This is a genomic window from Ruminococcus sp. 8Y-12 (assembly GCF_058119865.1).
Genome location: NZ_CM176623.1, coordinates 172,369 through 198,002, shown reverse-complemented (window position 1 = coordinate 198,002; position 25,634 = coordinate 172,369). Strand labels below are relative to the sequence as shown.

14 protein-coding genes are annotated in these 25,634 nt (G+C 46.7%); 10 read left to right on the top strand and 4 right to left on the bottom strand.

The window, feature by feature from the left end; genetic code table 11:
• Positions 1-89 precede the first annotated feature (89 nt).
• Positions 90-6,905, top strand: a complete 6,816-nt coding sequence (locus tag AC0THY_RS00730) for an endo-alpha-N-acetylgalactosaminidase family protein (protein WP_489992565.1) — start codon at positions 90-92, stop codon at positions 6,903-6,905.
• Positions 6,906-7,071: 166 nt separating this feature from the next.
• On the opposite strand, the gene AC0THY_RS00725 is transcribed toward AC0THY_RS00730, so the two are convergent.
• Positions 7,072-8,574, bottom strand: a complete 1,503-nt coding sequence (locus tag AC0THY_RS00725; RefSeq protein ID WP_489992564.1) for a response regulator transcription factor — start codon at positions 8,572-8,574, stop codon at positions 7,072-7,074.
• Positions 8,567-10,366, bottom strand: a complete 1,800-nt coding sequence (locus tag AC0THY_RS00720) for a sensor histidine kinase (RefSeq protein ID WP_489992563.1) — start codon at positions 10,364-10,366, stop codon at positions 8,567-8,569. The genes AC0THY_RS00725 and AC0THY_RS00720 overlap by 8 nt, the downstream gene beginning before the upstream one ends.
• A gap of 231 nt (positions 10,367-10,597) precedes the next feature.
• Between AC0THY_RS00720 and AC0THY_RS00715 the strand changes: the two genes are divergently transcribed.
• The 4 genes from AC0THY_RS00715 (at position 10,598) to AC0THY_RS00700 (ending at position 15,307) form a co-directional block, all read left to right on the top strand.
• Positions 10,598-11,854: an ABC transporter substrate-binding protein gene (locus AC0THY_RS00715; protein ID WP_489992562.1), complete on the top strand. Its 1,257-nt coding sequence runs from the start codon at positions 10,598-10,600 to the stop codon at positions 11,852-11,854.
• A gap of 130 nt (positions 11,855-11,984) precedes the next feature.
• Positions 11,985-13,370 (top strand): ABC transporter substrate-binding protein, encoded by a 1,386-nt coding sequence (locus tag AC0THY_RS00710; protein ID WP_489992561.1) that lies wholly within the window; start codon positions 11,985-11,987, stop codon positions 13,368-13,370.
• A 170-nt stretch (positions 13,371-13,540) separates the two neighbouring features.
• Positions 13,541-14,443, top strand: a complete 903-nt coding sequence (locus AC0THY_RS00705) for a carbohydrate ABC transporter permease (protein ID WP_489992560.1) — start codon at positions 13,541-13,543, stop codon at positions 14,441-14,443.
• A 12-nt stretch (positions 14,444-14,455) separates the two neighbouring features.
• Complete coding sequence (locus tag AC0THY_RS00700) at positions 14,456-15,307, top strand: carbohydrate ABC transporter permease (protein WP_489992559.1); 852 nt, start codon at positions 14,456-14,458, stop codon at positions 15,305-15,307.
• Positions 15,308-15,364: 57 nt separating this feature from the next.
• On the opposite strand, the gene AC0THY_RS00695 is transcribed toward AC0THY_RS00700, so the two are convergent.
• The gene (locus AC0THY_RS00695) at positions 15,365-19,057 is read right to left on the bottom strand and encodes a multicopper oxidase domain-containing protein (protein ID WP_489992558.1); all 3,693 of its coding nucleotides are present in this window, start codon (positions 19,055-19,057) and stop codon (positions 15,365-15,367) included.
• Complete coding sequence (locus AC0THY_RS00690; RefSeq protein ID WP_489992557.1) at positions 19,044-19,973, bottom strand: DUF2935 domain-containing protein; 930 nt, start codon at positions 19,971-19,973, stop codon at positions 19,044-19,046. Before AC0THY_RS00690 ends, AC0THY_RS00695 begins: the two co-directional genes overlap by 14 nt.
• Positions 19,974-20,220: 247 nt before the next feature.
• On the opposite strand from AC0THY_RS00690, the gene AC0THY_RS00685 reads away from it, so the two are divergent.
• From AC0THY_RS00685 to AC0THY_RS00665, 5 genes are all read left to right on the top strand, one after another.
• On the top strand, positions 20,221-20,409 hold the full coding sequence (locus tag AC0THY_RS00685; RefSeq protein WP_489992556.1) for a hypothetical protein: 189 nt from the start codon (positions 20,221-20,223) through the stop codon (positions 20,407-20,409).
• Between the two features lie 81 nt (positions 20,410-20,490).
• The gene (locus AC0THY_RS00680) at positions 20,491-20,736 is read left to right on the top strand and encodes a hypothetical protein (protein ID WP_489992555.1); all 246 of its coding nucleotides are present in this window, start codon (positions 20,491-20,493) and stop codon (positions 20,734-20,736) included.
• 112 nt (positions 20,737-20,848) lie between these two features.
• Positions 20,849-22,408, top strand: a complete 1,560-nt coding sequence (locus tag AC0THY_RS00675; RefSeq protein ID WP_489992554.1) for a response regulator — start codon at positions 20,849-20,851, stop codon at positions 22,406-22,408.
• Positions 22,405-24,165, top strand: coding sequence for a sensor histidine kinase (locus AC0THY_RS00670; protein WP_489992553.1), 1,761 nt, complete (start codon positions 22,405-22,407; stop codon positions 24,163-24,165). The genes AC0THY_RS00675 and AC0THY_RS00670 overlap by 4 nt, the downstream gene beginning before the upstream one ends.
• The gene (locus AC0THY_RS00665; protein WP_489992552.1) at positions 24,146-25,393 is read left to right on the top strand and encodes an ABC transporter substrate-binding protein; all 1,248 of its coding nucleotides are present in this window, start codon (positions 24,146-24,148) and stop codon (positions 25,391-25,393) included. The genes AC0THY_RS00670 and AC0THY_RS00665 overlap by 20 nt, the downstream gene beginning before the upstream one ends.
• Positions 25,394-25,634 lie beyond the last annotated feature (241 nt).

Below are 25,634 nucleotides of genomic sequence, written 5' to 3'. Positions count from 1 at the left end.
TTTTTAAATAAAGTAATGTATATGAGAAGCAATTTAGCGAGAGGGGGAGAGCAGAACAGGCAATTGGACTATTGAAAGGAGACAGAAAAATGGGGAATAGCAAAGTGCTGAAAGGAGAAAAGAGAAAAATGAGAAAGAAATATGCAAGACTGTTGAGTGGGTTTCTGGCTTTTGCAGTGATGGCATCATCGGCAGGAGTGAACAATCTGCCTGTGTTTGCAAGTAATGGGGAAATGGAAATTCGCTATGAGTCCCAGCCGCCGGTATGGCCGGACGAGGATACCTCAGATGAGAAAAGTGAGGTTAAGGAGATTGGTTCCCAGGGAGTGGCAACGGCAAGTAAGTGGACCACAGAGACAAAGGGTGATGTTACATATGAGTACAAACCGGAATTGGTCAATGACGGTGACCCAAGTACACGTTGGTACGACGGAGACAATAAGAACAATGGAAACTGGGTCTGCATAGACCTGAATAAGACATATGGATTGTCAGAGGTTGAGATAGACTGGTCTTCAGGCAGCGTACATGCCGCAAAGTACCAGGTACAGGTTTCCGGGGATGGAGAAAATTTCCGGTCTATCTACACAGGGGAGGGCGTGGACGGAATACAGAAATTTTCTGTGAAAGGATATGGAAGATATGTCCGCCTGTATTTTGTTGAACACGGAACCTGGGGAACCTCCATTGATGAACTCAGAATATACGGGACAGAAGAGATTACGGCAGAGCATATGGAGGCGGAAGATGCAGAGCTTCTTCAGGGGGAGAACAGCACGGGGGAGGCAAACCGTGTCGCGGTGAAGGAGCTGCAGAGCGCCAGCGGCGGAAAATATGTGAGCGGCTTTGAACAGGCTGGAAATGGTTCCGGAATCCGGTTTACCAATCAGTTGGGAAATGAGTCACAGAACGCATTCCTGTTATATTTGGGATATGCCAGGGAATATTACGAAAAAGAAGACAAGATCAGTGTCTATGTAAATGACGAGAAGGTAGGGTCTTTGAATCTGAGAGCGGACAGTGATAATGTGAATATTACGATACATTCAGTGCCCTTTGCACTGAGTCTGGCAAAGGGGGATGTGATCTCTCTTAAGGTGGACACAGCAGCAGGAGACCAGGGATTTTTGCGAATGGACTATGTTGAACTGGAGAGCCAGAGTGCGGCTGATCCTTCGGAGCAGATTCAGTTCACCTATCAGAAGCTGAGAATGCCAAAGGATGCCACTGCAAAATTGCTTTTGGATGTGGGAAAGACGGAAGATATTGAGTTCTTCTCAGAAGATGAGAAGGTCATTGAAATAGAGGGCGATGTGGCAACGGCCGTAGGCCAGGGAAGTACACGCATCATGGGCAGGCTTAAAAAAACCCCTTCTGTCTATGCACTGGCGCGGATCGAGGTGGTAACAGACGTTTCCTTATCCCAGACGGTATTGGAGGCGGAGGATGGCATACTGATTCATGGTGAGGTTACGGAAAAGCCTCTTGCGGTAAAAAGCAATTCTGCGGCCTCAAACGGGAAATTTGCCGATAATTTCTACGACAGCGGAAATGGGTCCGGGGTAGAATTTACTGTGCCAACAGACTTTGCAGAGGCGGAATATGATTTGTCAGTACGTTATGCGCGGGATACATATCTGATAACAACGGACTATATGACCATCTGGGTGAACGGTCAAAACGCAGCCCGTCTGGAGGCCCCGCCCTGGACGAGCATGAATGATTTTAATTACGGACCCAGTGCGGCACTTACCCTAAAGGGGGGCGATAAGGTAAAAGTCGGTGTGGACAGAACGGCCGGTGACCAGGGTATGTATCGTATGGACTGCCTGAAGCTTGTGGAGAGTATTGCGGTTCCGGTGGCCTCGTTTGATATCACTGAGGAGAAGGTTTCTGTGAAAAACAAAACCACTCTGGAACTTTCATACACTGCGGATGAACTTTCCAATACCAGAATTGACTGGGAATCCTCTAACACGGACGTGGTTATTGTTTCCGGGGGTGTGGTACGGGGACTCTCCGAGGGAAGTGCAACCGTAACGGCTTACTCAGCTCTGAACCCTGAAATCAGGGATACGGTGGAGGTTTCAGTTACTCCCAATGAAGACATGGAGATTCTGAAAAATGACCAGCTGGAAGTCATGATTGACAAGAGCTTCCCTCAGGTATATGAATATAAGCTGTTGTCAAACGGCGGAGTCATGCAGGGGAACACTACTTTACTGGATACCGTAAAGTTAAACGGCAAGGAGTATAAACCAGAAGTAACTTATAAAAAAGTAAGTGATGCCAAAGCGGAATACAAGCTGAAAATCAATGAACTGGAAGCAGAGATTGCACTGACCTTTGCCGTAGATGAGAATGACTTTAAAATGGATGTTACTGAGATCAAAGAGGGCAGCGGGGATGATAAACGAATCTTTAGCTTTGAAATTCCAAACCAGAAGCTGCTTTCCGTATCCAGTCTGGAAAAGGGGGCTTCGTTTGCAGGATCTAAGATGGAATCGGATATCACCAAGACAGGAGATGTGTACGAGGATCTGACTACCTACCGGCCTGTAAATGACACGGTGGATAAGGCATACCTATATGCATTCCTGTCCAATGAAAAGGTGTCAGCAGGCATCCGCAGCAATGCCATGCCGGACAACGAGGGTACAGGCGGAAGCTCAGCGGAGGAGAGGCTGTTTAAACAGACTGTGAAGGATGGAGCCGGTTATATGACCAGTCTCTGGTCAGGAGCATGGAAATACCGTGCAAAGGACTATACAAAGACATTCCAGGATATCGAAGGAAATTACGGGGAATCCGGTGCGGTAGTGACCAAAACTTACAAGGCAGAGTATACGGAAGAACTTCCTCTGGTGTATATCTCTTTTGCAGAGGATTTGAATAAGGATGGAAAGGTAGACTGGCAGGATAGCGCCGTTGCATTCCGTGATATTATGCAGACCGCCATCGGTATGGAGAACATCCCGGATGCTGTTGTACAGAGGCTTGTGTTCCCGCAGGCAGGCGAAGGAAATTACCCATATCTGGCATCTCTGGATGAGACAAAAAAAGTATTTCTGGCAACCGACGGCCTTGGTCAGCTGGTACTGAATAAATACCACAATGAAGGGAACTGGGCTGATTTAGGTTACTATGACGACAAGCTGGGCGGTTATAAAGATTTTAAGAAATATGTAGATGAGGCAGCCAACAAATACAATTCCTGGGTGGGTGTACATACAAACTTTACCGAAATCTATGGAAAAGCCAGATCCTTCCGCCCGGAGAAGATTATGATGCAGTCTGACGGCATCACTCCTGTAGGAGGAGGATATACCGCTTACGGTCACTGGCTGCAGCAGGTGTATATACCGGATGTACAGTTTAATGCCCTTACCTTGGAGCGGCAAAAAGATCTCGTGGGATTTAAGGAGGCAGTACCGAGCTTAGGGTTTGTTTACAGCGATGTATTCTCAGGCGGTGGTTGGAAGGGCAGAAGATTGGCAGAGGATTACAAGGCAGCAGGCTTTGCCTACTTTGTAGAGTGGCCATATCAGAATGAGGCTGAGGCCGTCTGGTCCCACTGGGCGGTAGAGAAATCATACAGTCCCACAAATCTTAAAGCCTACGCATCCGATATTGCAAGATTTATTTTCAACCATACAAAGGACCGCTGGGACAATTTTGCATCAGAGGAGGAAAAGGGCGGCTGCAAGGATCGTCATCCCAACAGCGCAAACCTGCTCATGGGTGCGGATACGACCACATATGAAGGGTGGCCCCAGAAACTTACAAATAACGGGTTCGATACAGCAATGCAGGCTGTATTTGACAACAATCTTCCGTCTAAATATATGCAGCATTTTCCGATACTGCGTATGGAAAAGGACGATGCAGGCTGGGCAACGCACATCTGGTTTGAAGATAATGTGGAAGTGTTCCGGGATGCGGATAATGGCAATAAACGTACCATTAAAAAGGACGGAAAAGTCATTTATAATGAGGATAGCTATCTGATTCCATGGGATGAGGGAGAGATAAACAATCCCGATACAGAAGAGAAGGAAATAAAGCTTTATCACTGGAATAAAAATGGAGGAACTACTACCTGGGAAATTCCGAACAGCTGGAGTGGCGTGGAGACAGTATACCTGTATCGTCTGACCGACCTGGGAAAAGTGGAACAGCAGGAGATCCATGTAGTGGACGGAAGCATCACCCTCTCTGATATACAGGCAAAGACAGCCTACGTAATCTACAAAGGCGAGGCCGCCAAGGAAGAGGACGTTGCGTATGGAAACGGCAGCTGTGTAAAAGATCCGGGATTTAACTATGGGGATCTAAGAAGCTGGACAGTTGATAAGGGAACTCCACAAGTCCGGAAAAATGATACAGAGTTCGACAATACAGAAGTAGGAAAGCTGGTGGGCTGGGGAAGAAATGTTGCATTTGGACAGCAGAGAAATTATGAGCTTGTGATGAGCGGAAGCGACGAGACCCAGGTGAGCCAGGAAATAAAGGGCTTAAAACCCGGAACCTATGCGGCTTCTGTCATGGTGGAAATCCAGCAGGGCAAGCAGAGAAAAGCTTCAATTATCATTGATAACGGGGAAGAGATCTTTGACAACTATGCGGATAAATCCATCCTGTTGGACTTCGATGAGTATGATTCGAAGATTGGTACTTACATGCTGAGAATGCGTGTTAACTTTGAAGTTCCGCAGGGAAAAGACCGTGTTACCTTAAAGCTGCATGCAGAGGCGGGGGAAGGCAAAGTGCGTTTTGACAACGTGCGGGTATTTGAAACCGAGCTGCCCAATCCGGAGAAAGGTTACGCCGCAGATAAGGTAGTCTTTTATCAAGATTTCGAACTGGCAGAGAACCAGGGGACGTACAGCTTAAATGACTATGACTTAAACAAATATAAACCTACCTATGAGGGGTATTATCCGTTTAACCTAGGCGGTGCAAGAGGAATCCATGAGACACGGGTATCCATCCAGCTGGGACATGCACCATACACCAACAATGGAACAAAAAAGTGGGACCCAACTACCGTGGATGTGGATGACACATTAAATGGGGACAGGGCCATTAAGGTCATTGGAATCGGTGCAAAGGGAATCGCAGTACAGACTTTGCCCCAGACCATCCGATTCACACCGGGAAAGACCTACCGAGTGACCTTTAAGTATCAGACACAGCCAGTGGATGACTACCAGTTTGTGTTGGGAGTGGGAGCTACCGGGCTGACTTCTTCAGAGAGAGCAAACCCCTCCAACCTGATTTACAGGGAGACACTAGAGCCAACGTCCCAGACGAAAGTATATGCCCATGAGTTTACGGCAGAGTCTGATGAGCTGTGGTTTGGTATCCACCGCCAGAATGTGTCTGTTGCGGTTATGGATAATCCCGCCCCCATTGTACTGGATGACATTCTGGTAGAAGAAGTGGGCGGGTCCGATACCCCTGAGCCGGAGGTACCGGAATTATTTGAGATTACTTACAGGGCATACCAGAATCTGGACACCACAGTGTACACAGAGGACAGCGCAATGGCCCTTGCAGAAGCCCTTGCAGCGGCTGAGAAACTGAAAAATCAGGCGGATGCCACAACAGAACAGTTCCAGGAGGCAGCAGCAGCGATCATGAAGGCAGCCGCCGGGCTGGTGCTGGATACGACAGACCTGGAGGCAGCGGCAAAGGCAGCCCAGAAAGCGGCGGATGCGGCGAGAGAAGTGGCTGAGGGGGCAATGCAGGCGGCAGCTAAGAACCAGGAGACGGCAGAGACAGCACAGAAGGCAGCAGCAGCGGCTCAGGCAGCGGCGGATAAGGCCCAGTCGGAGGCGGATAAAGCCGGAAAAGAGGCCCAGGCAGCCCGGGATGAGGCAGCAGCAGCACAGAGGAAAGCGGAGGAAGCAAAGCAAAAGGCGGAGGAAGCCGAGAAGGCAGCTGATGAGGCAAAAAAGGCGGCAGAGGATGCCAAGGCAGAATTTGAGGAGGCCTCTAAAGACCTGGAACTGGAAAGAGAAGAGCTAGAGAAACAAAAAGAGCAGTTGGACAACATGCTGGTGGAGATGGAAGAAGCCAAGAAGGCAGCACAGACTGCCCAGAGAGAGGCCCAGGCGGCTAAGGAGGCGTCCCAGGCAGCACAGGAGAAGGCGGAGGATTCCATGAAAGCAGCCGAAAAGGCCCGGGCCGAAGCAGTGAAGGCGCAGGAAGAGGCCAAGGCTGAAATCGCGGCAGCAAAGAAGATTGCGGAGGAAGCCCAGGCATCAGCCGACGCGGCAAAGGAAGCGGCAGACCTGTCAAAGCAGGAGGCAAAGCTGGCCGCTGAGAAAGCAGAGGAATCAAGGAAGGCTGCGGAAGAAGCCAGAGAAAAATTGGAGGAACTTAAAAAGCAGCTGGAGGAAGAGCGCAGACAGACAGCAGCTCAGAGGGCAGAGCTGGAGAGACTGGCAGCAGAGGCGGAGGCAGCCAGGAAAGCGTCGGAGGCAGCCCAGATTGCGTCGGAGGCAGCAAAAAAATCCTCCGAGGATGCCCAGAAGCTGGCGGAAGTGTCCCGCAAAGAGGCGGAGAATGCAAAGCAGGAAGCAAAAGAGCTGCTTGTGAGAGAGAGATTCCAGGCCAAAAAGGTAAACCTGAAGTCTGTTAAGAGTACGAAGAAGAAACAGGTAAAGATAACCTGGAAAAGGCTGGCGGGTGCACACGGCTATGAAATTCAGTACGCAGACAACAGCAAGTTTAAGAAAGCAAAGAGGCTTACGATCCGGAAAGAAGCAACAGTGACCAGGATGATCAAGAGGCTGAAGAGCAGAAGAACCTGCTATGTACGCGTGAGAGCTTACAAGACAATAGACAAAGAGAAGGTTTACACCAAGTATAGCAATAAGAAATATGCAAAAATAAAATAACAGGTACTGTGATGGCGTAAACCGTCACAGCCGGTAAACGAGAACATCCCCACAGGAATCAATGATTAAGAGCATTGTGTTTTCCTGATGGGGATATTCTTCTTTCTTGTTGCGGGCAACCAGGTTGGCGGCTAGTGCATGGGGCGTTTATTTCGTGGATGCAGTACTAGTCAGCAGACGATTCACTTCGGATTTCCGATGGGGATTTTCCAGTGATTTTTTTAAACACTTTGCTGAAATAGTACATGTCGTTAAATCCCAGCAGAGCTGCTATCTCACGCAGAGGCATATCCGGGAATTGTACGAGCAGCAGCTTCGCGCGGGATATTTTAAGACGGTTAAAGTAGTCGATTGGTGTCATGTTTTTATATTTTTTAAAAATGCGGCACAGATAAACCTTGGAGACATTAAACTCGTCAGAGAGGACCTGCAGGGACAGTGGGCGTGAAAGATGTTCCTGTAAATAACGGTCGATGTCCTTAACCAATTCTGAGGCAGAACGGAAATCGGATGACTGTCCAGAACTGGAAAAGTGAAAGAGCAGCTGATAAAAGCTCTCTGCAAAAGTCTCCTCATCCTGGTAAAAGCATAAGAGGTTCTCCGCTAAAAACACACTGCTAAGAGAGGGGTCACAGGAACCATTGTGCCGGAAGTATTCCAGTAAAAATTGTAAATCATTTTGAATGGACATTGCAGTCCGGTTCGCAGCAGCCCATTCGTGGAAGAGCTGCAGGATATGGGAATGAAGTGATGACAATTGGTTCTGATTCAGAAGCAGTAAAAACAGCTCTGCCTGGCTTTGCAGTCCGGGCCAGCGGGTTTCCTTGTCAGCCGGTTTACTGCAAAGCTGTGTCCTTCCCAAAATAATACACCGAACAGCCTCAGAGCGGGCGGAGAATACTACCTTGTTCAGCGATGCGGCATTTTCCACACATGAAAAATACATCGTCAAATAATTTTGGCAGAATGCCTCCAGCTTCGGGAGAATTCCGGTGAGCAGCTGCAGGAGTCTTGTTTCACTGAGGTGGGCCCCGGAAAAAATAAGCGCTTTTTCATTGGAGAAGATACCGTCAAAACAGTGAACCTCCAAACTGTCCGGGAGAAGTCCGCAGAGGTATTCTTCCAGGCTTTTGCTGGTAATGTAGGGGACATCTGGATGAGTGATGCTGTTTAGGGTGGAAAGTGCATTGGAGAGTATCAGGTATGCTGCGGCAAACTTATCTGTAGTGTGATCCGTGGAAAAAGAGTAGGTATTCTCACCGATCAGCAGGGACACAAGATTCTGATTCTTTCTCTGCTCCAGTCTTTTACGGCAGTCATCCAGACAGTTCTGCAGGTCTTCCACCGAAATGGGCTTCAGAAGGTAATCTTTTGTCCCAAAGCGCATTGCCTGCTTGGCATACTCAAACTCCTGGTATCCACTTAGGATTACGGTAATTATCTCAGGGCGATCTGTGGAAAGACGCTCAAGGAGTGCGATCCCGTCCATTTCAGGCATACAGATATCTGCAATGAGAATGTCAGGACTTAAATCCTGCAGTTGCTCCAGAGCGTCGATTCCATTGATTGCTGTGCCGATTACCTTATATGGCGCGCCGAGACGGGTTACCTTACACTCCAGAGCCTGAAGGGCAATCATTTCATCTTCTACTAGAAAAACTTTAATCATGGTATATTTCCTCCTCTTTGACTGTGAGCTGGATGAAACAGCCACAGGAATCCTCATTGTTGGCTATGGTAAACTGCAGGCGGGAGCCAAACATGATACGCCAGCGGATATAGATATTGCTGAGTGTTAGATTGCCGATCCTCATATTCAGTACATCCTGGTTAGTGGACAGACACTCATCGCAATGGGAAAGCTGTTCATAAATTTCTGTGAGGCGTTCCAGTGTCATACCACAGCCATTGTCTCTGATCAGGATATACCATCCGCATCCATCTCTTTTTATCACAATCTGAATGGAGAGGTGTGAGTGGGTATGGGAGAAACCATGCTTCACTGCGTTTTCCACCAGCGGCTGCAGAGTAAACTTTGGAATGGCCTGATCAAGCAGCTCTTCTTCTGCTTCCGTGGTGATTTTCAGACGGTCTCCATAACGGGTCTGGATCAGGACAGCGTAATTTTCCAGATGCTTCAGCTCATCTCTCACAAGGTACTGCTGCTGTTTAAAATCAGAGATATAGCGCAGCATATGTGAAAAGCAGATACAAAGCCGGGAAACCTCCTCATCCCCATTCATATAGCTGACAGACTCTATCATACCGATGGTGTTGTAGATAGTGTGCGGGTTCATCTGGCTTTGCAGGGCAAGGTAATTTGCCCGCTCCTCATTTGCACGGGACTGTATATTCTCCGCAATGGATTTTTTCAGGTGCTCAAACATCACGAGAAAAGAGTGATTTATATTTTCGATCTCCACAATGCCATACTGCTGAGGCAGTTCAATAGACAGATTGTTAAGAGAGACCTCTTTGAGCGCCTCATTTAAATGGGTCAGAGGGGCGGTCATTCGGTCAGTAACAATGTGGATGGCAACCATAAAGCTGATGGCAAAGAGAAGGAACAGCATCAGGATGGTCAGCAGCCATTGGGGGGTATTCGGCACCATCTGGGCAGTTGGACAGTAGAGTGCGGTGATCCAGCCGGAATACTCAGAGTACAATAAGGAAATATGATTTTTTTCATAATAGGTTTGAGCCACTGTGTTGGAGGACATTGTCTCAGTCACGGATTTCAAGGAGGTAAAAAGCTGATTGAAAAATCCTGTGTTCTCCGAGCCCGCACTTAGGGGGTAAATGATCTGACCATCCGGAGAATATACCACAATCTGCCCATACTGGGTGTTCAAAGAGCAGAGCTTTTCCAGCTCAGTATAATCCTTTTGGATTTCAATGGTCCCGTAATTGACACTGCCGACACTCACAGGACGCGCTACCGAGTACACATAGCAGGGAAGGTCGTCAAAGGTGTCCTGGTGCGGCGGAATGAAAATCTTTTTGCCCGAATGCTCCCAAAGTGATTCTGCCCATGGCCAGTTTGCTATGGCCAGTTTCATATAGCTCTGGTTCTCACCGGATTTTGAGAGATTGTAGTAATAGAAATCATTGAATGCGATAATGCGGTGGGTGGAAAACAGCGGGGCATCCAGCGCGGTGAAGGTATTCAGAATCTGCTTGCTCGCCTCATTATAGCGCTGCTGGGTAGTTGAATTTTTCATCAGCTCCAGAAAGGTATTATTAAATAAAAGTCCGTTTGCAATCTGGTCCATATTTTGAAGAGAGACATCAATCTGCTCGGATATTTTAGAAACAATCTGACTCTGATTTTCCTGAGTTTTTTTGTATTGCTGCTGGTAAAAGAGTCCCAGGACAATCAGGAAGAAGATTAAAAGAGCAGTCATATAAATACAGGAATATGCTAAAAATAATTTTTGCGGATAATTTCGCGGTTTTTTCATTTGACGTTTTCCTCCCTGTTATTGTTCACACGTTCACAGTAACTCACCCCTTCCTGATACAAGTTTATCAATATGAAAAGAAAAATTCAATCTTTAAAAGGCCAGATTAAAATATTACAACACATGGTTTACTATTTTTTAATTGGCTTTCGAAATGAGTCGGATTATAATAAAAGGAAACAGGCATGATGAGGCATGCTTGAATATTGGTAGAAGGCAGGGTGGGAATGTATGAAGAAGAATATGGTGTATCTATCATGTGGTTTGATTTTGGTGATTATCTTTTCGCTTATCGTTATGGGTCTGCCAAAGGAGGGGAAGGGCAGTGAACCCAAAGAGGCAGTGGTATTGACAATGATGCTTCCGCAGACGCATTACAAGGACTTTTTTATTCAGCTGATCAAAAAATTTGAAGAGGATCATCCGGATATTCAGATCGATCCCCAGGTGATTCCGGATAATACATGGACGGAGGTTGTAAAGACTAAGGTACAGGTGCGTGAGACGCCGGATATAATCCGGATTGAAAAATCCGTGATAAAGGAGGTGGGGGTGGAACACTTTGTGGAGATGACAGAGGAGGCATCCTGGTTTGACAGGGTCATTCTGGAACAGCGGGAGAGTAAAATGCTGGATGGGAAACTGTATGGTCTTCCTGTGGAATCCGGACCGGCAATGGGAGTAGTCTACAATCGGGAAATATTTGAGGCTAATCATCTGGAGATTCCAAAGAATATGGAAGAATTCCGGGAAGTCTGCCGAAAACTGAAGGCAAGAGGAATCATTCCTCTGTTCGCTTCCGATAAAGATTCCTGGACAGTCCAGGTACCCTTTAATATCACAGCACCTCAGTTGGTGTCGGAGAAAGTATGGGAGGAATTGAGAACAGGTAAGCTCAAATGGAGTGAGGTGGGGGAGTTTGAACAGATTTTGCAGGATATGAGGGATTTGAGGGAAGATGGATATACAAATGTAGATTATATGGATGCAACCTATACCAGTGCCACCAATGCAATGGCACATGGGGAGGCGGCTATGTATATCATGGGAGGCTTTTTCATTCAGGAGGTACAGACCCTGAATCCGGAGATTGACCTGATGGTATTTCCGGTTCCCTATGGGAAAGATGTACTGACCATAATAGAGGGGGGAGGTCAGTTTTCAGTTTTTAAGGATTCCAGACATAGCGCTGAAGCGGCTGTTTTTTTGGAGTGGCTCTCCCAACCGGAAAATATGGATGTCTTTACAGAGGGATGGAGCTATATGCCTGTTTTCGTTGATCAAAACCAGAAACTGACTAAATATCAGCAGTTTTTGCAGAATGAATATATTGTGCCAAAACGCACAGTGCCCTCCTTACAGAACACGATTCCGGATATTGACTGGAGTGATTACTGGGATTATCAGCAGGAGGTATATGCTGGGGTAATCACCCCTATGGAAGCCCTTGAGAAGTGGGATATTTCTTTTAAATGGCAGATAAAATAGGAGTGTTTATGATTTTCCAAAAGAACAGTATATGAAATTGCATTTGAAAAGAAGGCCTTCTGGAATACAATATTGTCAGAACAAACGAAGAGAACTTCTTCACAATATTCTATTCAAGGAGGAAACCAGAATGAAGAAATTAAAAGCGATGGCTGCGATGGCAGTTGCGGCAAGTCTCGTATTGGGAGGCTGTGGGGCAGGAGCATCAAAGGATGCAGGAGCAACAGGTGAGACTGAGACAAAAGGCAAGGCAGAGACAACAGCCCAGACAAAGGCTGAGACACCAGCAGAGACACCAGGTGATGCGGAGGATGCAAAAGCGGAGGATGCAAAATTAGTGTACTGGTCACTGTGGTCAGAGACAGAGACCCAGGGAGAGGTGATTCAAAAAATTGCCGATGATTTTATGGAAAAACATCCGGGGTGTGAAGTCGAGATCCAGTGGAACGGACGTGACTTGAGTAAGACATTAAAACCTGCGCTTGAGGGCGGGGAGCAGATTGATATCTTCGATTATCCGTCACAGTACAGTGATCAGCTCAAAGATTACTGTCTGGATTTAAAGGATTATGTGAATAAACCATATGCAGCTTTAGGCGGAAAAACATTGGAGGAGAGCGTTCTTCCAATGCTGCTGTCTACACCGGGACTTCAGACAGGGATTGGGGATAAGCTGGTTGCAGTGGGATATCAGCCGTTTATGACCTTGTTCATGTATAACCAGGGTATTTTTGATGAACTGAGTCTTGAGGTGCCCACTACATGGGAAGAGTTCGATGCAGTCTGTGCAAAAATCAAAGAGGCTGGATATTCTCCCATCACAATGGACAGCGCGTATGCACACTGGCTTCCCGGGCTGTACTTATCACGGGAAAAAGGACAGGACTGGGTTACGGAGCTTGCAAGCGACACAACCGGAGAGATGTGGAAAGACGAAGCGGTTGTAAAGATGGCAAAAGCGTTTGAAGACTTTGCAGGAAAAGGCTACTTTGATGCAAATGTAGCCGGCAACGTTTATCCTGCAGGACAGGCCGATGTAGCCAATGGAAAAGCAGCGATTTACTACAACGGAACATGGCTGCCCAATGAAGTGGCAGATATAGCGGGAGAGGACTTTCGATGGGGAGCTTTTAACTTCCCGGATGTAGCAGAGGGTGAAAACAAATTTGAGACAGAGGGGGTTGCAGGCTCTGGAATGATTTCCGTAAACAGTAAATGTGAGAATCCGGATTTGGCGATGGAATTCGTATCCAGCTTCTTCACTCCTGAGAATGACGAGGAGTTCGTACAGGTTGCCGGACACATCTCAGCTATACCGGGCGGTACATGGTCAGAGGACATGCAGGCTGTAAAGCCGGCCTTCGAGAGTGTGACAAGCGCAATCAAACCAGGCGGAAACATTGAGTCAAATGTGGACCTGACACCTGTTCTTGCAGAGAATTTCGTAAAATTAGTTGCCGGAGAGAGCAGTGCGGATGAGTTTGTAGAGGCTATGGTATCTGCAACTACAAAATAGTTACGTGCGTTCCATGAAAAAGAAAAGACTCACGCCAGTGGGTCTTTTCTTATAAGAAAATGATTCTGGAGTGCAAAAATCTCATCACCGAGGGTGATTTTTAATGGATTTTTGCATGTAACTGTGAAGGTACGGAACAGTTATAGAATATTTGAGAAAAGGAGTCTTACATGAAAAAACAGAAATGGTTTATGGTGCGTTTTTTGGCGCCGGCAGTATTAGTTTTTTTGGCAATTTTTCTATATCCGTGTATCAGAACCCTCATGATGAGTGTTCATAAAGTGGAATTTGTGACCGACAGTATGAGTGAATGGACGTTTACAGGTCTGGAAAATTTCAAGACACTGTTTGCAAGCCCGGTATTTATCCGCTCTCTGATCAATGTGTTGAAAATATGGATCGGAGCAGGTGCTGCCATATTGGGCTTGGCGATGCTCTTTTCCGTTATGCTCACATCTAATATCAAAGGAAAGCAGTTCTGGAAAGCAGTTCTATATCTGCCCAGCGTGATCAGCGCAGTGGCATTGGTTACCATGTGGCTTCAGTATGTGTTCAATAATCAGTACGGTTTATTCAAAACACTTTTTGAAACCCTGCATTGGGATAAGATGGCGCAGTTTCAATGGACCAGCCCGGATCATCTTTTCCTGTCTATGATGATAGCCTTTACCTTCGGCAGCGTAGGCTTTTATGTACTGATCTTTGTGGCTGGGATTGACGGAATTTCAAAGGACTATTACGAGGCTGCCACCATCGACGGTGCGGGGGCCATCACGAAATTTTTAAAGATTACGGTACCTCTGCTAAAAGATACGATCAAGAGGAGCATTGTGCTGTACACAGCAGGGGCTTTGGGATTTTTCGTCTACTCTTCCCTCTTTTCACTCCGTATGGAGCTGTCCACTGTGACGCCGATTGTATATATGTATGAAAATGTCTTTGGATCATCTCTGTCCGCCTCGTCCACGGAGCTGAATGTGGGTATGGGTGCGGCTGTGGGAGTGATTGTCACACTGGTGGTATTGATTGTAAATCTTGTTCTGGATAAACTGATCAAGAGCGAAAAAAATTAGGAGGGGATGCATATGAAGAAAAAATACAGAGAGCACAATAAATTTCGTGCAAAATCAATTCCTAGCTATTTATGTCTGGGGCTGTGGCTGACTTTTACAATCGTCGTGATCGGCTGGATCATAATCGCATCGTTTAGCACCACAGGGGAAATCTTCAGCGGTGATCTGCTAAAAAGCGGGTTTCATTTTGAAAACTACCTCAGAGTTCTTGAAAAACATAAGCTGGGTGTGTATTTTGGAAACAGCCTGATTTACAGTGGTGCAGGGTGTATTGGAGTGACTCTGATTGCAGCGCCGGCCGCATACATACTGGGAAGATTCACTTTTAAAGGGAAAAAGATGCTGACCAACAGCTTTGTGACAGCATTGTCCATACCAGTGGTAATGCTGATACTGCCTCTCTATAAAATGGCAGTTTCCATGCAGCTGACCGGTTCCAGGTGGGTTCTGATCCTGCTGTACATCTGTATCAACGTTCCCTTTGGCGTGTACTTCCTGACCGGATTTTTCATGTCCCTGCCAAAAGCTCTGGAGGAGGCCGCTGTGATTGACGGCTGTTCACCGGACAAGGCATTCTGGAAGGTGATGTTTCCGCTGGCACAGCCTGGGGTGGTTACGCTGGCTATTTTCAACTTTATCAACATCTGGAATGAGTATTTTATGGCATTGATTTTTGCAAATAAGACGGAGTTGAGAACCGTGTCTGTGGGGCTGCAGACCATTGTGCAATCCATGAAATACTCCGGAGACTGGGCAGGGCTGTTTGCAGGGGTTGTGATTGTGTTCCTTCCCACATTTATTTTGTATCTGTTTTTGGCAAATAAGATAATAGAAGGGGTCACCGGAGGCGCGGTAAAAGAGTAGATAGCATCTATTGAGGCAGACAGCACATTTTAAGAAGTGTGCTGTCTGCCAAACCATTTATTTCCTGGTGCCCATACATCCCATAAATTTTTGGCATAGGTTTTTACATTTACAGCCGATGCCTTGTTTCAACACTCGGAAGATTCCCCACATACCGGACTCAAGATCCCATTTCAGACTGCCAGAACGGTAGAGATAATCACCCGGACAGGGGGCTTGGTTTTTGAGTTCCATATTGAACGTATTTCCTATACTGATACCGCCCTGAAGAGGAACTACCCTGGAATAAGGGTCATCCGGCTGTTCTTTCCACGCGTTGTCATGAATACAGAAGCCCACATTTCTGGGTTTATCAGCAGGCATCATGGTGCGGAATATAACTCGTTCCCCTGCGTAAGCCTGAAATACAGGCGTTGCCGGATCACCGTGTATTCTGCTGCTAAAAATCTTTGAAATGCGCCGGTCTCTCCTTAGACGGTTTGCGAAACGCTCAGAACGGTAGTTGTATCCCTTCTCTCCGGTATCCTCCGCATCCAATATTTCTCCCTCGTCGCTAACAGCTGTTTTCACCAGCTCACCATTGGCATCAAGCATGCGGATGCCATTTTGCACCATGACTACGCATTCCCGGAAGCTCTCTATGCCCGGAGCTGTGATGACAGCTTCCTCATCATAAATTGATTTAGCAAATGAAAAATTGCGATACCATAACGATCCGGCAGGCTCGATTATGATTGCCCCGAATAAGCCGTGATATCTATGGTTCCTCATATCGCCAAATGATTGAATGATACATGCACCATATTCCCTGTCTGCATGCCAGATATACTTTTTACTCTCGCCGGGTCCTACTGTCTGTTCATGATTGTTGTACCCTACATTGACTCCGGAATCACGAACCGGATCATAGTTTAAAAATTGCGGATTAAGTGATACGCGCATGGAAGGTGTATGCTCGTAGTCCAGCGGTACTCTCGGATAGTCAAAATAGGGAATCGGTTTTTGAAGCTGAAACAGATTGTGGAGAGTGATTTCAATCCAATCACCTGCATTGGCTCTCAGAATCAAGGGCTTTGGCTGATAATTTTTATTGTACAGAGCAAGCTCGTAATCCTCCAAAGGTATAAACATTAAACCGTCAGGGTCATGATCGCCATATTGGTTGTAGGGAATGTTTTTCTGGATTGCAGCCACTTCATATCTACGGATTACTGCGTCTTTACCAGGGCATGGTGGCAGAGGAAGTATACGGTCTTTTCCTTTACAGAGAGGCTTGAGATGTTCCTGGGGGCGGTCGTAGGCCCGAATAATTCCCCAGAGCCCAAGCCAGGCGTCATCAATGCCCCCGAAATAATAGAGATAATCTCCTGGAGCATAGGGCTTATCAATGCGAATGTTAAATACCTCAGAAATGCCAATTGTCTGGGAGGCAACCAAAGGGGAAGAGGCATCGTCTATTTCACGCTTCCAGGACATCCCGGTTAAATTGAAGGCATGCTGTTCTTCATGAGCACCATCCAGCAGACGTATTACCATTTCATCCCCAGGGTAAGTCTCTATAAGAGGGGTGGCGGGGTCACCGTGGACATGGGAACTGAATACATAAGCTGGGTCATTTCCGTTGATGAGGCGTTCGCGCATTGGCTCAGAGCGATAATTGATTCCCATCACACCCGGATCATCATGTGATCCCGGAACCACCGGCGGATTGAGAGGCTCTCCATTTTTGTCAAACAGCAGAGCAAAATCGTGTACAAACAGAGCAAACTCACGCACTGACGTACCGTCCTTTCTCCTGATGACTGCTTTTGAGCCGCTCTCAAGGCTTTCACCGGTCCGAATATCATGGAAGGTTGCGCCAGCTTCCTCAATGAGCAGTGCCCCGAATACACCGTGCTGTTGGTGGGAATTGGCGAATAAATGATCATGGAAAAATACGGTGTGGAGTTCTGTATTGGCGAAAAAGCGTTCTATCAAGGTTTCATATTTTCTGGCTCCGGCTATATTGTTCCATCCATTGGCTGCACCGTCCGAAACAATGGTGTCAAACTTTACAAGGTGAATATGATATCCCACAATATCTGTTGTTGTTCGAAGTTGGAAAGGGCTTTCCTCCAAATATTCAGGAAGAAGATTGGTAAGTCGGATCTCAATGCAATCTCCGGCATTTGCCCGGATGACAAGAGGCTCCACATTGATCTGTCCTGAAGAAACTTTTTCCACGTAGGAATCAAGTCCTCCATGTCTCTCTAATTCATCTTTGAGCACAAAGAAGCGTCCCTGAGGATCATTCCACCCGTAGCGATTGTATATGATTTTGGCTTGAACAAGGGCAATCTCGAAAACCTTTACATCACATTCGCAAGTATCGTTTGTCTCCTTACAGCAGACAGTGTGACAGGGACAGGTCTCTGCATAAAGTGCACCCGGTGTAAAATTGTCGGTAAAGTTTTCTTGCTCTAACGGAGTCGGAGTTATTTTATTGGAACCATCCGAATTTAAGATTCCCAGAGGCGGCTGCAGTGGACGTTCCCCAAATTCGCCGTTTATAAAATTGGGATAACCAGGGTGCTGGGCATCCTTAGCACTGGGTGGAATTCTGTCTTTCAGCGGAATCAGCGGGGGAATCTCAGTTCCGTCAGGCAGTTTGCCGGTGCCGTCCTCAAGGCGGTCGTGAATCCGCCACAGGGTCCACATTCCCTCGTGGAAGTGAGGATAGAGATGGCAGTGGAAAATAACATCTCCAAATGTCTCAGTCAGGCTGCCTGCACCGTGGAGAATGTTTAGCGTATGGCATTCTTGGGGACTTAGCCATATAGAGTCTATGATGGCAGAGTTTGGATTTAAATCTTCGAGCCGCCACTGATGGTTGTGCAGATGAAATATATGCGTTTCCTTGACACCGCCGTGAATGAGACGGATTTTTGCAGGGTCACCAACATACGCCCGCAATATGGGGGGTGCGGGATCACCATACGTCCATGAACTCATGGAAATATCTTCACCGCTGTCTGCGTGGTCCCCGGTAAGGGGCACACGGTTTCTCATAGGCTCAGACCGGTAACTTATCCCAGTGGTGGCTGCCAAAAGACCAGTATGCGGATCAACAGGGGGAGCTCCATCTTTATTTTTTATTTCCAATTCATCGTGGAAGAATACGGCATACTCTCTGAAAGCAGGTTTTGCCGGATGGTAAATATCTGCAAACAGGCCGCTTTCCAGTTCTTCTCCTGTTTCGGGATTCAGCCATGTGGACTCTGCCTCCTCGACTATTATAGCTCCAAAAAGTCCGTGAATATTAGTTCCCTCTTCACTGCTCCTCGTATCCCCCATATCATGGAAAAGATACACTCCTTCGCATGCCGCATACCAGGTGTAAGTGATTTGATGCATTGTGGTAGAATCTCTGTTGAATCCCACACTTGAACCATCGGATGTCTGCACATCATAAGGTAGGCCCTGAACGTGAATGGAGAGGGAGCGATTGAGAGAATGTGAGAAACAAATCATAATTTTTTCACCAACATTCGCTCTGATGACAAGCGGTTTAACCTCTTCATAGGGCTGGGGTATTGTTTGAGAATAGTTGCGTATCGCACCTTCCCGGATTCTGTCCGCGTCTTTTTTCAATACATACAGAATACCGTCAGGATCATGATCTCCATATTTGTTATAGACGATTGGAATCTGTATGGCCTCGATCTCATAGAAACGTGTCGCTTCCAAGCTTGGATAATTACATAATTCCATTATTATTTCTCCTTTGCACAGATTCATTATTCAGTAGGCGTATATAGTGATTTGCCTCTCGCAGAACGTGATCTGCCAGGAGGGGAAGTATGATGGAAGAAATTTTACAATTCAGAATACCTTCTGTGCCCGCTGCTTTAAAATCACGGTATTTTAATGTTTCCTTCAGTGATTTTTTTGTCAGATTCTCCATAGCCCGGCAATCCTGAAGCTTTGCCAATTCTAAAAGTTCTCTATACTCGCTGGCGAAATCGTCGGCTGTGTGTATCAGCTGTTCTTCAGAGGGGTCCAGCAAACCACGTATAAACAAAGCGTGTTCCATCATAATGCGGTTCCAAAATTCTTCTTTTCTGTAGAGGCATTGATAGGAGACCTTCCTGTTTTGCATCAGTTCCCGCACGGTATCACGGTATAGTCTGGCTTCACGTAAGATGTGTTCAATCAGCAGTGGGTAGTTTGAGGTGAAAAGGTTTCCGCTACATACATTTTTGAGAAGGTCCTCCTTAAATTCTATGAGCCCGTTCAGGAGCTTAAAGGCCCGCTCATTTATCCAATAGACTTTTTGATATAATTCCCTGCTTTCTCCTCTCATACAGCCGTAGTTCAGATTGTGCTCCTGCTGGGAGAGCTCTGTGTCAATAGGGATTCCGCTCAGGCAGGCGGTCCTCTCTTCCGTGGGTATTGTAAAGCTGGTGACCAGTTCATCAGATTCCAGGATACCACGGCTGATACGCCCGTTACTGAAATACACTACATCCTGGAGAAGGGATTCAAACTCTATGCGAAACCAGTCAGCTTTCTCTATATACGATTGATTTTTGCAGGGAAATCCAGCCATCAAAAACAGGGCGTGTTCTTTCATTATCCTAGCAAAAAATAAATGTGTTTCTAAAGATAATACTATATAATTAGTCATTTTAGGATACTCCTTAATTAGGATTTGTAACAGTATATGAAAAAAAAGAAAGAGGAGTGTGACAAAATCTACTCTGACGGAGGATTTTAACATATTTTTTTGCAGGCAGGAAAAGTTTCGGGCTAGGATCTGCATCTGCGTCTGTGAATAATACGAGCGGTAAAGTCACGTAACAGTTCCATAACACTCTCTATGGTTATTGATTGAAAATACAAGGCCTAACAGAGAGAAAGATTGGGGAGAGAGGATGAAAAAGAAAGTACACATGAGGATTCTGACAATCCTATTGTGCTTTGCAATCTTAATTACGCGGTTCCATGTAATTGCGTCTGACAAGTCACAGAGTATAGAAAAGATTCAGAAGGAAAATATGGAAAAATCTGAAATTGTCCCAGGGCAGAACAGCAGAGAGCTTTGGAATGGGAGAAACAAATAAAATCATGATTCTGTTTTTGGCAATTCCTGTGTTATAATGAAGACATTGTAATGTACCAATACATAAATAAAGAGGATTGGAATGAAAAGCTGGAAGTTGAATTACCTGTGGATTGCCCTAATCCACCTGCTGGAACTATCCCTCACTATATTTCCCCAGCATATGAATATGAGCTATCGGGAAAGGCTTTTTGCTTCAGTTGGAGTACTGGACGTGTCTAAATGGGATTATCCGTCAAAGGGAAAGTGTAAATTGATGGGAGAATGTTCATCCCATCAATACAGGGAACAACACATTTGGATGGCTGAAGATTACACTGAAAAGTGATAAGATTGCATTTGCCAATATTATTCCCGTTCTGTATACAGATGCCTTTTATCTGAATAAGTATGGTAGGATAACGGTTTACTTTGTATTGGCGCTCAAGGGGGGATGAAAAATGGGATTTTATCTTCTGATTGTGGATGATGAGGTACAGATAAGACGTGGGATTGAGCAGGGGATTCCATGGTCAGACCACGGTGTCACACAAGTGTTTACCGCAGAGGACCCGGTGGAGGGGCTTACGCTTCTTCGGGAGCAGAAAATTCATATTCTCATTACAGATATCCGGATGCCGGGGATGACTGGACTGGAGTTTGCCAAAAAGGCAAAGGAGGTCCAGGAGGAGATCCGTGTGATTCTGCTCAGCGGGTACTCAGAGTTTGAGTATGCCAGAGAAGCAATCAATATCGGTGTGGTGGAATATCTGCTGAAGCCTATTAAGGTGAAGGAGCTGACCGGACTGGTGGACCGGATTGCAGGGGAAATTCGGGAGGAGGAGTCGGAGAAAAAGGAGGAGCGCAGAAGGATGCAGGCGAGAGAGCTGGAGCTCTGGCTGGTTTCCGGGGATGGCGGGGAGGAGTTGATAAGAACTCTTGCGGAGTTTACAAATGCAGGGCCCAGGGAAATAGTCCTCTGCGTAGTGCTGGGGCTTGACACCTCTTTTCTTCACCAGATATGCAGCCAGGAGGAACAGGTGCTGGACTGGCTTTTGAGCAGGGAAAAAGGATTTGTACTGAAAAAGGGCCGGGTTTTTGCATGGTGTTTTGTCATGGACATGCTCCATTCCAGAGACCAGGTTCTGCTTGAAGTTCAGAAGGCTCTGTCGGAAGAGAACACACGCAGAAGAGAAAAAGGGCTGTACACACTCTCGGCAGCGGCAGGCAGACTGGATAAACTGGAATCACTCCCCCGCCTTGTAAAGGAAACGGAAGCCCTTTTGCATTTCAGACTGTGCAGAGGGAGGGCCATTTGGGTTGACGGAACACTGGAGTCGAATGCAGATATTCAGGAAACAGTCCTGAGTCTGGAGCAGCTGCAGGAATTGAGGAGATATGTGTCCGGATACTGTCTTGAAAAGGCGGAGGCCTTTATACAAACACTGTTTGTGCACATGCAGCAGGAAGAGATCACATCCTACAGTCTGGTAAGGGGCATCTGTATAAACCTTATGCAGATACTCGTGGATACTCTGTCCACGATGGGGATGGATGAGAGCAGGCTGCTTGGGGTCAAAGAAAATTATATCAGGGAAATTCCTGAATTCCTTCTTTTAGGACAATACCAGCAGTGGATACAGGAACAGTACAGGGAACTTCTTCACCTATCCAAAGGCCTGAACAGGGAGGGGATCAGCAATGTCATTCTGAGTGCATTGGTATATATTGACGGGCATTATCAGGAGGAGATCACAGTGGATATACTCTCCACCAGAGTAAGAAAGTCCAGAAACTATTTCAGCACTCTGTTTAAGCAGGAGATGGGGATGCCTTTTACCGAATATTTAAACAGGTACCGCGTTGAGCAGGCCAAAAAGCTGTTGGAAGTGTCCGTGGATTTAAGCGGGGAGATCGCCGGAAAAGTGGGATTTCGGGATGAAAAGTATTTCTCCGCTGTCTTTAAAAAGATTGAGGGATGCACACCCACGGAATACAGGAGGAAAAAGGGACTGCAATGAAGAGAAGGCTCAAAGATCTAAAGATCAGTCAGAAGTTTTTGCTCAGCCTTACTGTGTTTCTGCTGCTGCCCATGCTGATCTTACTGCTTGGCGTTGGCATTGGGCTGCAGAGGCGACTGGATACAAAGGCATGTGATATAAACCTGGAAATCCTGAAGCAGACAAAGGCGGGGGTGGAGGACTTTACGGCAGAGGTAGAGTACAAGTCTGTCCGCACAGCAGCAGACCCGGATATTCAAGAACTGATCCATCTGCAGTTGGAGGAGGGAGATCCGCAGGAAATAGAGCTGATAAAAGGGTCGCTGAACAGCAGGCTTACAGAAGGAGCAGGTCTGAAAAATAAACTTACGGGTTTCTCTTTATTTCAGCCGGAACAGGTATTTTTGCGGTACGGATATTATGCGGCAAAAGAGGACGAGAGTCTGCTTCCCAGCCTGCACAGATTAGGGGGAATGCCTCTTTGGTGCCTGGCTGATGTGGAGGAGAACGGTGCAAACTCCGGGACACGTAATATGCTGCACCTGTACAGAGCAGTCAATGATATCTATACCCTGGAGACGATTGCATATGAGAGGATCACCATAGACGGATACTACCTGCGCAGCTTGTTTGAAGGTATGGCTGATGAAGAGGGAGAAATCTGCATTGTCAATGAAGAAGGACAGATTCTCTCAGCCACGGATGAGAGAAAGGTGGGACTGGGCTATCCCTCATGGGAGGAAAGCGGTATCAGGAACGGGAGAGCAGGTTATTTTCAGCGTGGAAAGCATATTGTCACTTACTACTGGCTGGATCAGGTGCCCTGGTGTATGGTGAAGACAGATTCAGCGGCGGCTCTTTTTCAGAGCAGCAGAGCAGTTTATCTTGTAATGGCCGGATCGGTACTGCTTGTGCTCCTGTTTGGCGTTATCTTTGTGCTGATCCAAAGGAAGAGTATTATACAGCCCATAGAGCTGCTTTCAAAAGAGACAAAAGAGTTTCGGGATGATTGCTTTTGTATTCATATTTATGACAATGGGGAGAATGAGATTGGGGTGCTAAACAGGAATCTTTCCGGAATGGTGGACTATATCCAGGATCTGATTCAGAACCAGTACAAGAGTGAGATACGCCAAAAGGAGATCCAGCTGAAGTATATGCAGAGCCAGATCAACCCACACTTTCTTTACAACACGCTGGATTCCATCCGGTGGATGGCCGTGGTGGCAGGTCAGGGCGAGATCGCACAGCAGATTGAGGCACTCTCCGATATCTTCCGCCATGCCCTGAACAAGGGGAAAGAGATCGTGACCGTAAAGCAGGAGGTGGAACATTTGCAGAATTATGTTCTGATCCAGAAGAACCGGTTTGGGGATAAGATTCAGATATCGATTCATGTGGAACCGGAAGCAGAGAAGTGCAAAGTATTAAAGCTGATCCTCCAGCCTCTGGTGGAAAATGCGTATGTACACGGACTGGAGAAAAAGGTGGGCGGCGGCTGGGTACAGGTCCGCATCTTTTGCGAGGGGGCAGATTTGGTCTACCTGGTGGAGGACAACGGCCTTGGTACCGACGGAGAGCGGATATCCCTTATACTGGACGGGGAGGGGGAAGAGAGAGGAGCTTTTGCTCTGAGAAATATCCAGGAAAGAATACGGATGAAGTACGGAGCGGTATATGGAATTTCATTTTATTCCAGACCAGGGGAGGGCGCCAGGGTATTTGTAAGGATACCCCGGTCTTCGGAAGGGGGAGGCGATGATGGAAAAACTGTTTAAAAAGAAATTGGGGATAACAGGACTTTTTCTGGCGCTGCTATTGATGTCCGGCTGTACACCTGTAGTAAAAAAGGAGGTAAGAGAGGAGAACGTGCCTTCTAAACTCAGGTTTTATGGGCAAGTCAAGGAATATACCTCCACTGGAGAAATGCTCGATGCTCTCCAAAAAGAGTTCGCGGATGAATATGAGATAGAGGCAGAACCGGTAGACTGGGAAAACATAGAAAATGAAATTCAGATGCAGATTATCTCCGGTGATCCCTGCGATGTACTGATCGTTCCGATGAACAGGCTGGAAAAGCTGGAGGGGCTGGCTATGGATCTGACCCCCTATGTGGAGGAGGACCCGGACTGGAAGAGCAGCTTCAATAAGGCAGCACTCAAGGAAGGAACCGTTCATGGCGAAATCAAGGCCATACCCTGGGAATACAATTTCCCGGTTATACTTGCAAACAGGAGGCTTTTGGAAAAGGCAGGTGTGGTGATTCCGCAGGAGTGGGATTATACGGCATTTGAAATGGCATGTGAAAAGGTAAAAAGCACAGGTGTATATCCCTTTGCAAATGCTGCCAATATGGGCCACGGGGGCTGGCTGTACCGAAATGGACTGCTATCCCTCTGTCAAAATACAGCCTCCTATTCCCAGTATATGGATGGCAGTCTGTCTCCGGAAAGTGATGAGATTCGAAAAACACTGCAAACCATACGCTCCCTGTATGAAAAGGATTACATGTATACCGGAAGCCGGGCTGTAAACATCCGGGTCAATGAGATTAAGGCAGCATACCTGAAGGGGGAGATCGCCATGATCACAGACATCGGCACAGGAGCCAGGGCGGCCAGGAGTGAGGCCGCGGAGGCCGGAATTGACACCGTGCTTCTGCCATGGCCCAGGATGGGAAGTGAAAACGTGATTCATTCCGGCAGCAATGGGCTGTTCATCCCCAAGAACTGTAAAAACCCGGAAGCAGCCATCCGGCTTTTAAAGGCCTATACAGGGGAAGAGGTGCAGAGCATACATCTAAAGCATGGCTATATCCCGGCCAATCAGAGGGTTGCGGCGGAGGACCCATTTATGGAGTCCGTCCGCGGGCAGATCAACTATGTGCGCACAGAGGGGAGAATATCCTCGGATTTATTGGAATACATCAGTTATGAGATGACTCCTGAGCTGGTGATGGATCAGGGAGTCGGGAAAGCAATACAAAAGATTAGCGAGCTCCAGTAGCAGGACCTCAGAGTAAAAGCAACGGGAAAACCGTTTACGCTTTTCTCTGAGGTGTTTTTTTGTTAATTTTGATGGGATTTTTGCACTCCTGAATAGTTACGTTATTTTTCACATTTGTATCCTTACCGTAGAAAAACAGGAATGATCGTAGATTATTAGGTTTAAGAGAAAATCTTAGATTGTTAATATAGATAACAGTTGAGTAAGATTTTATATCTTTACCGGAAGATATTAAAAGAAA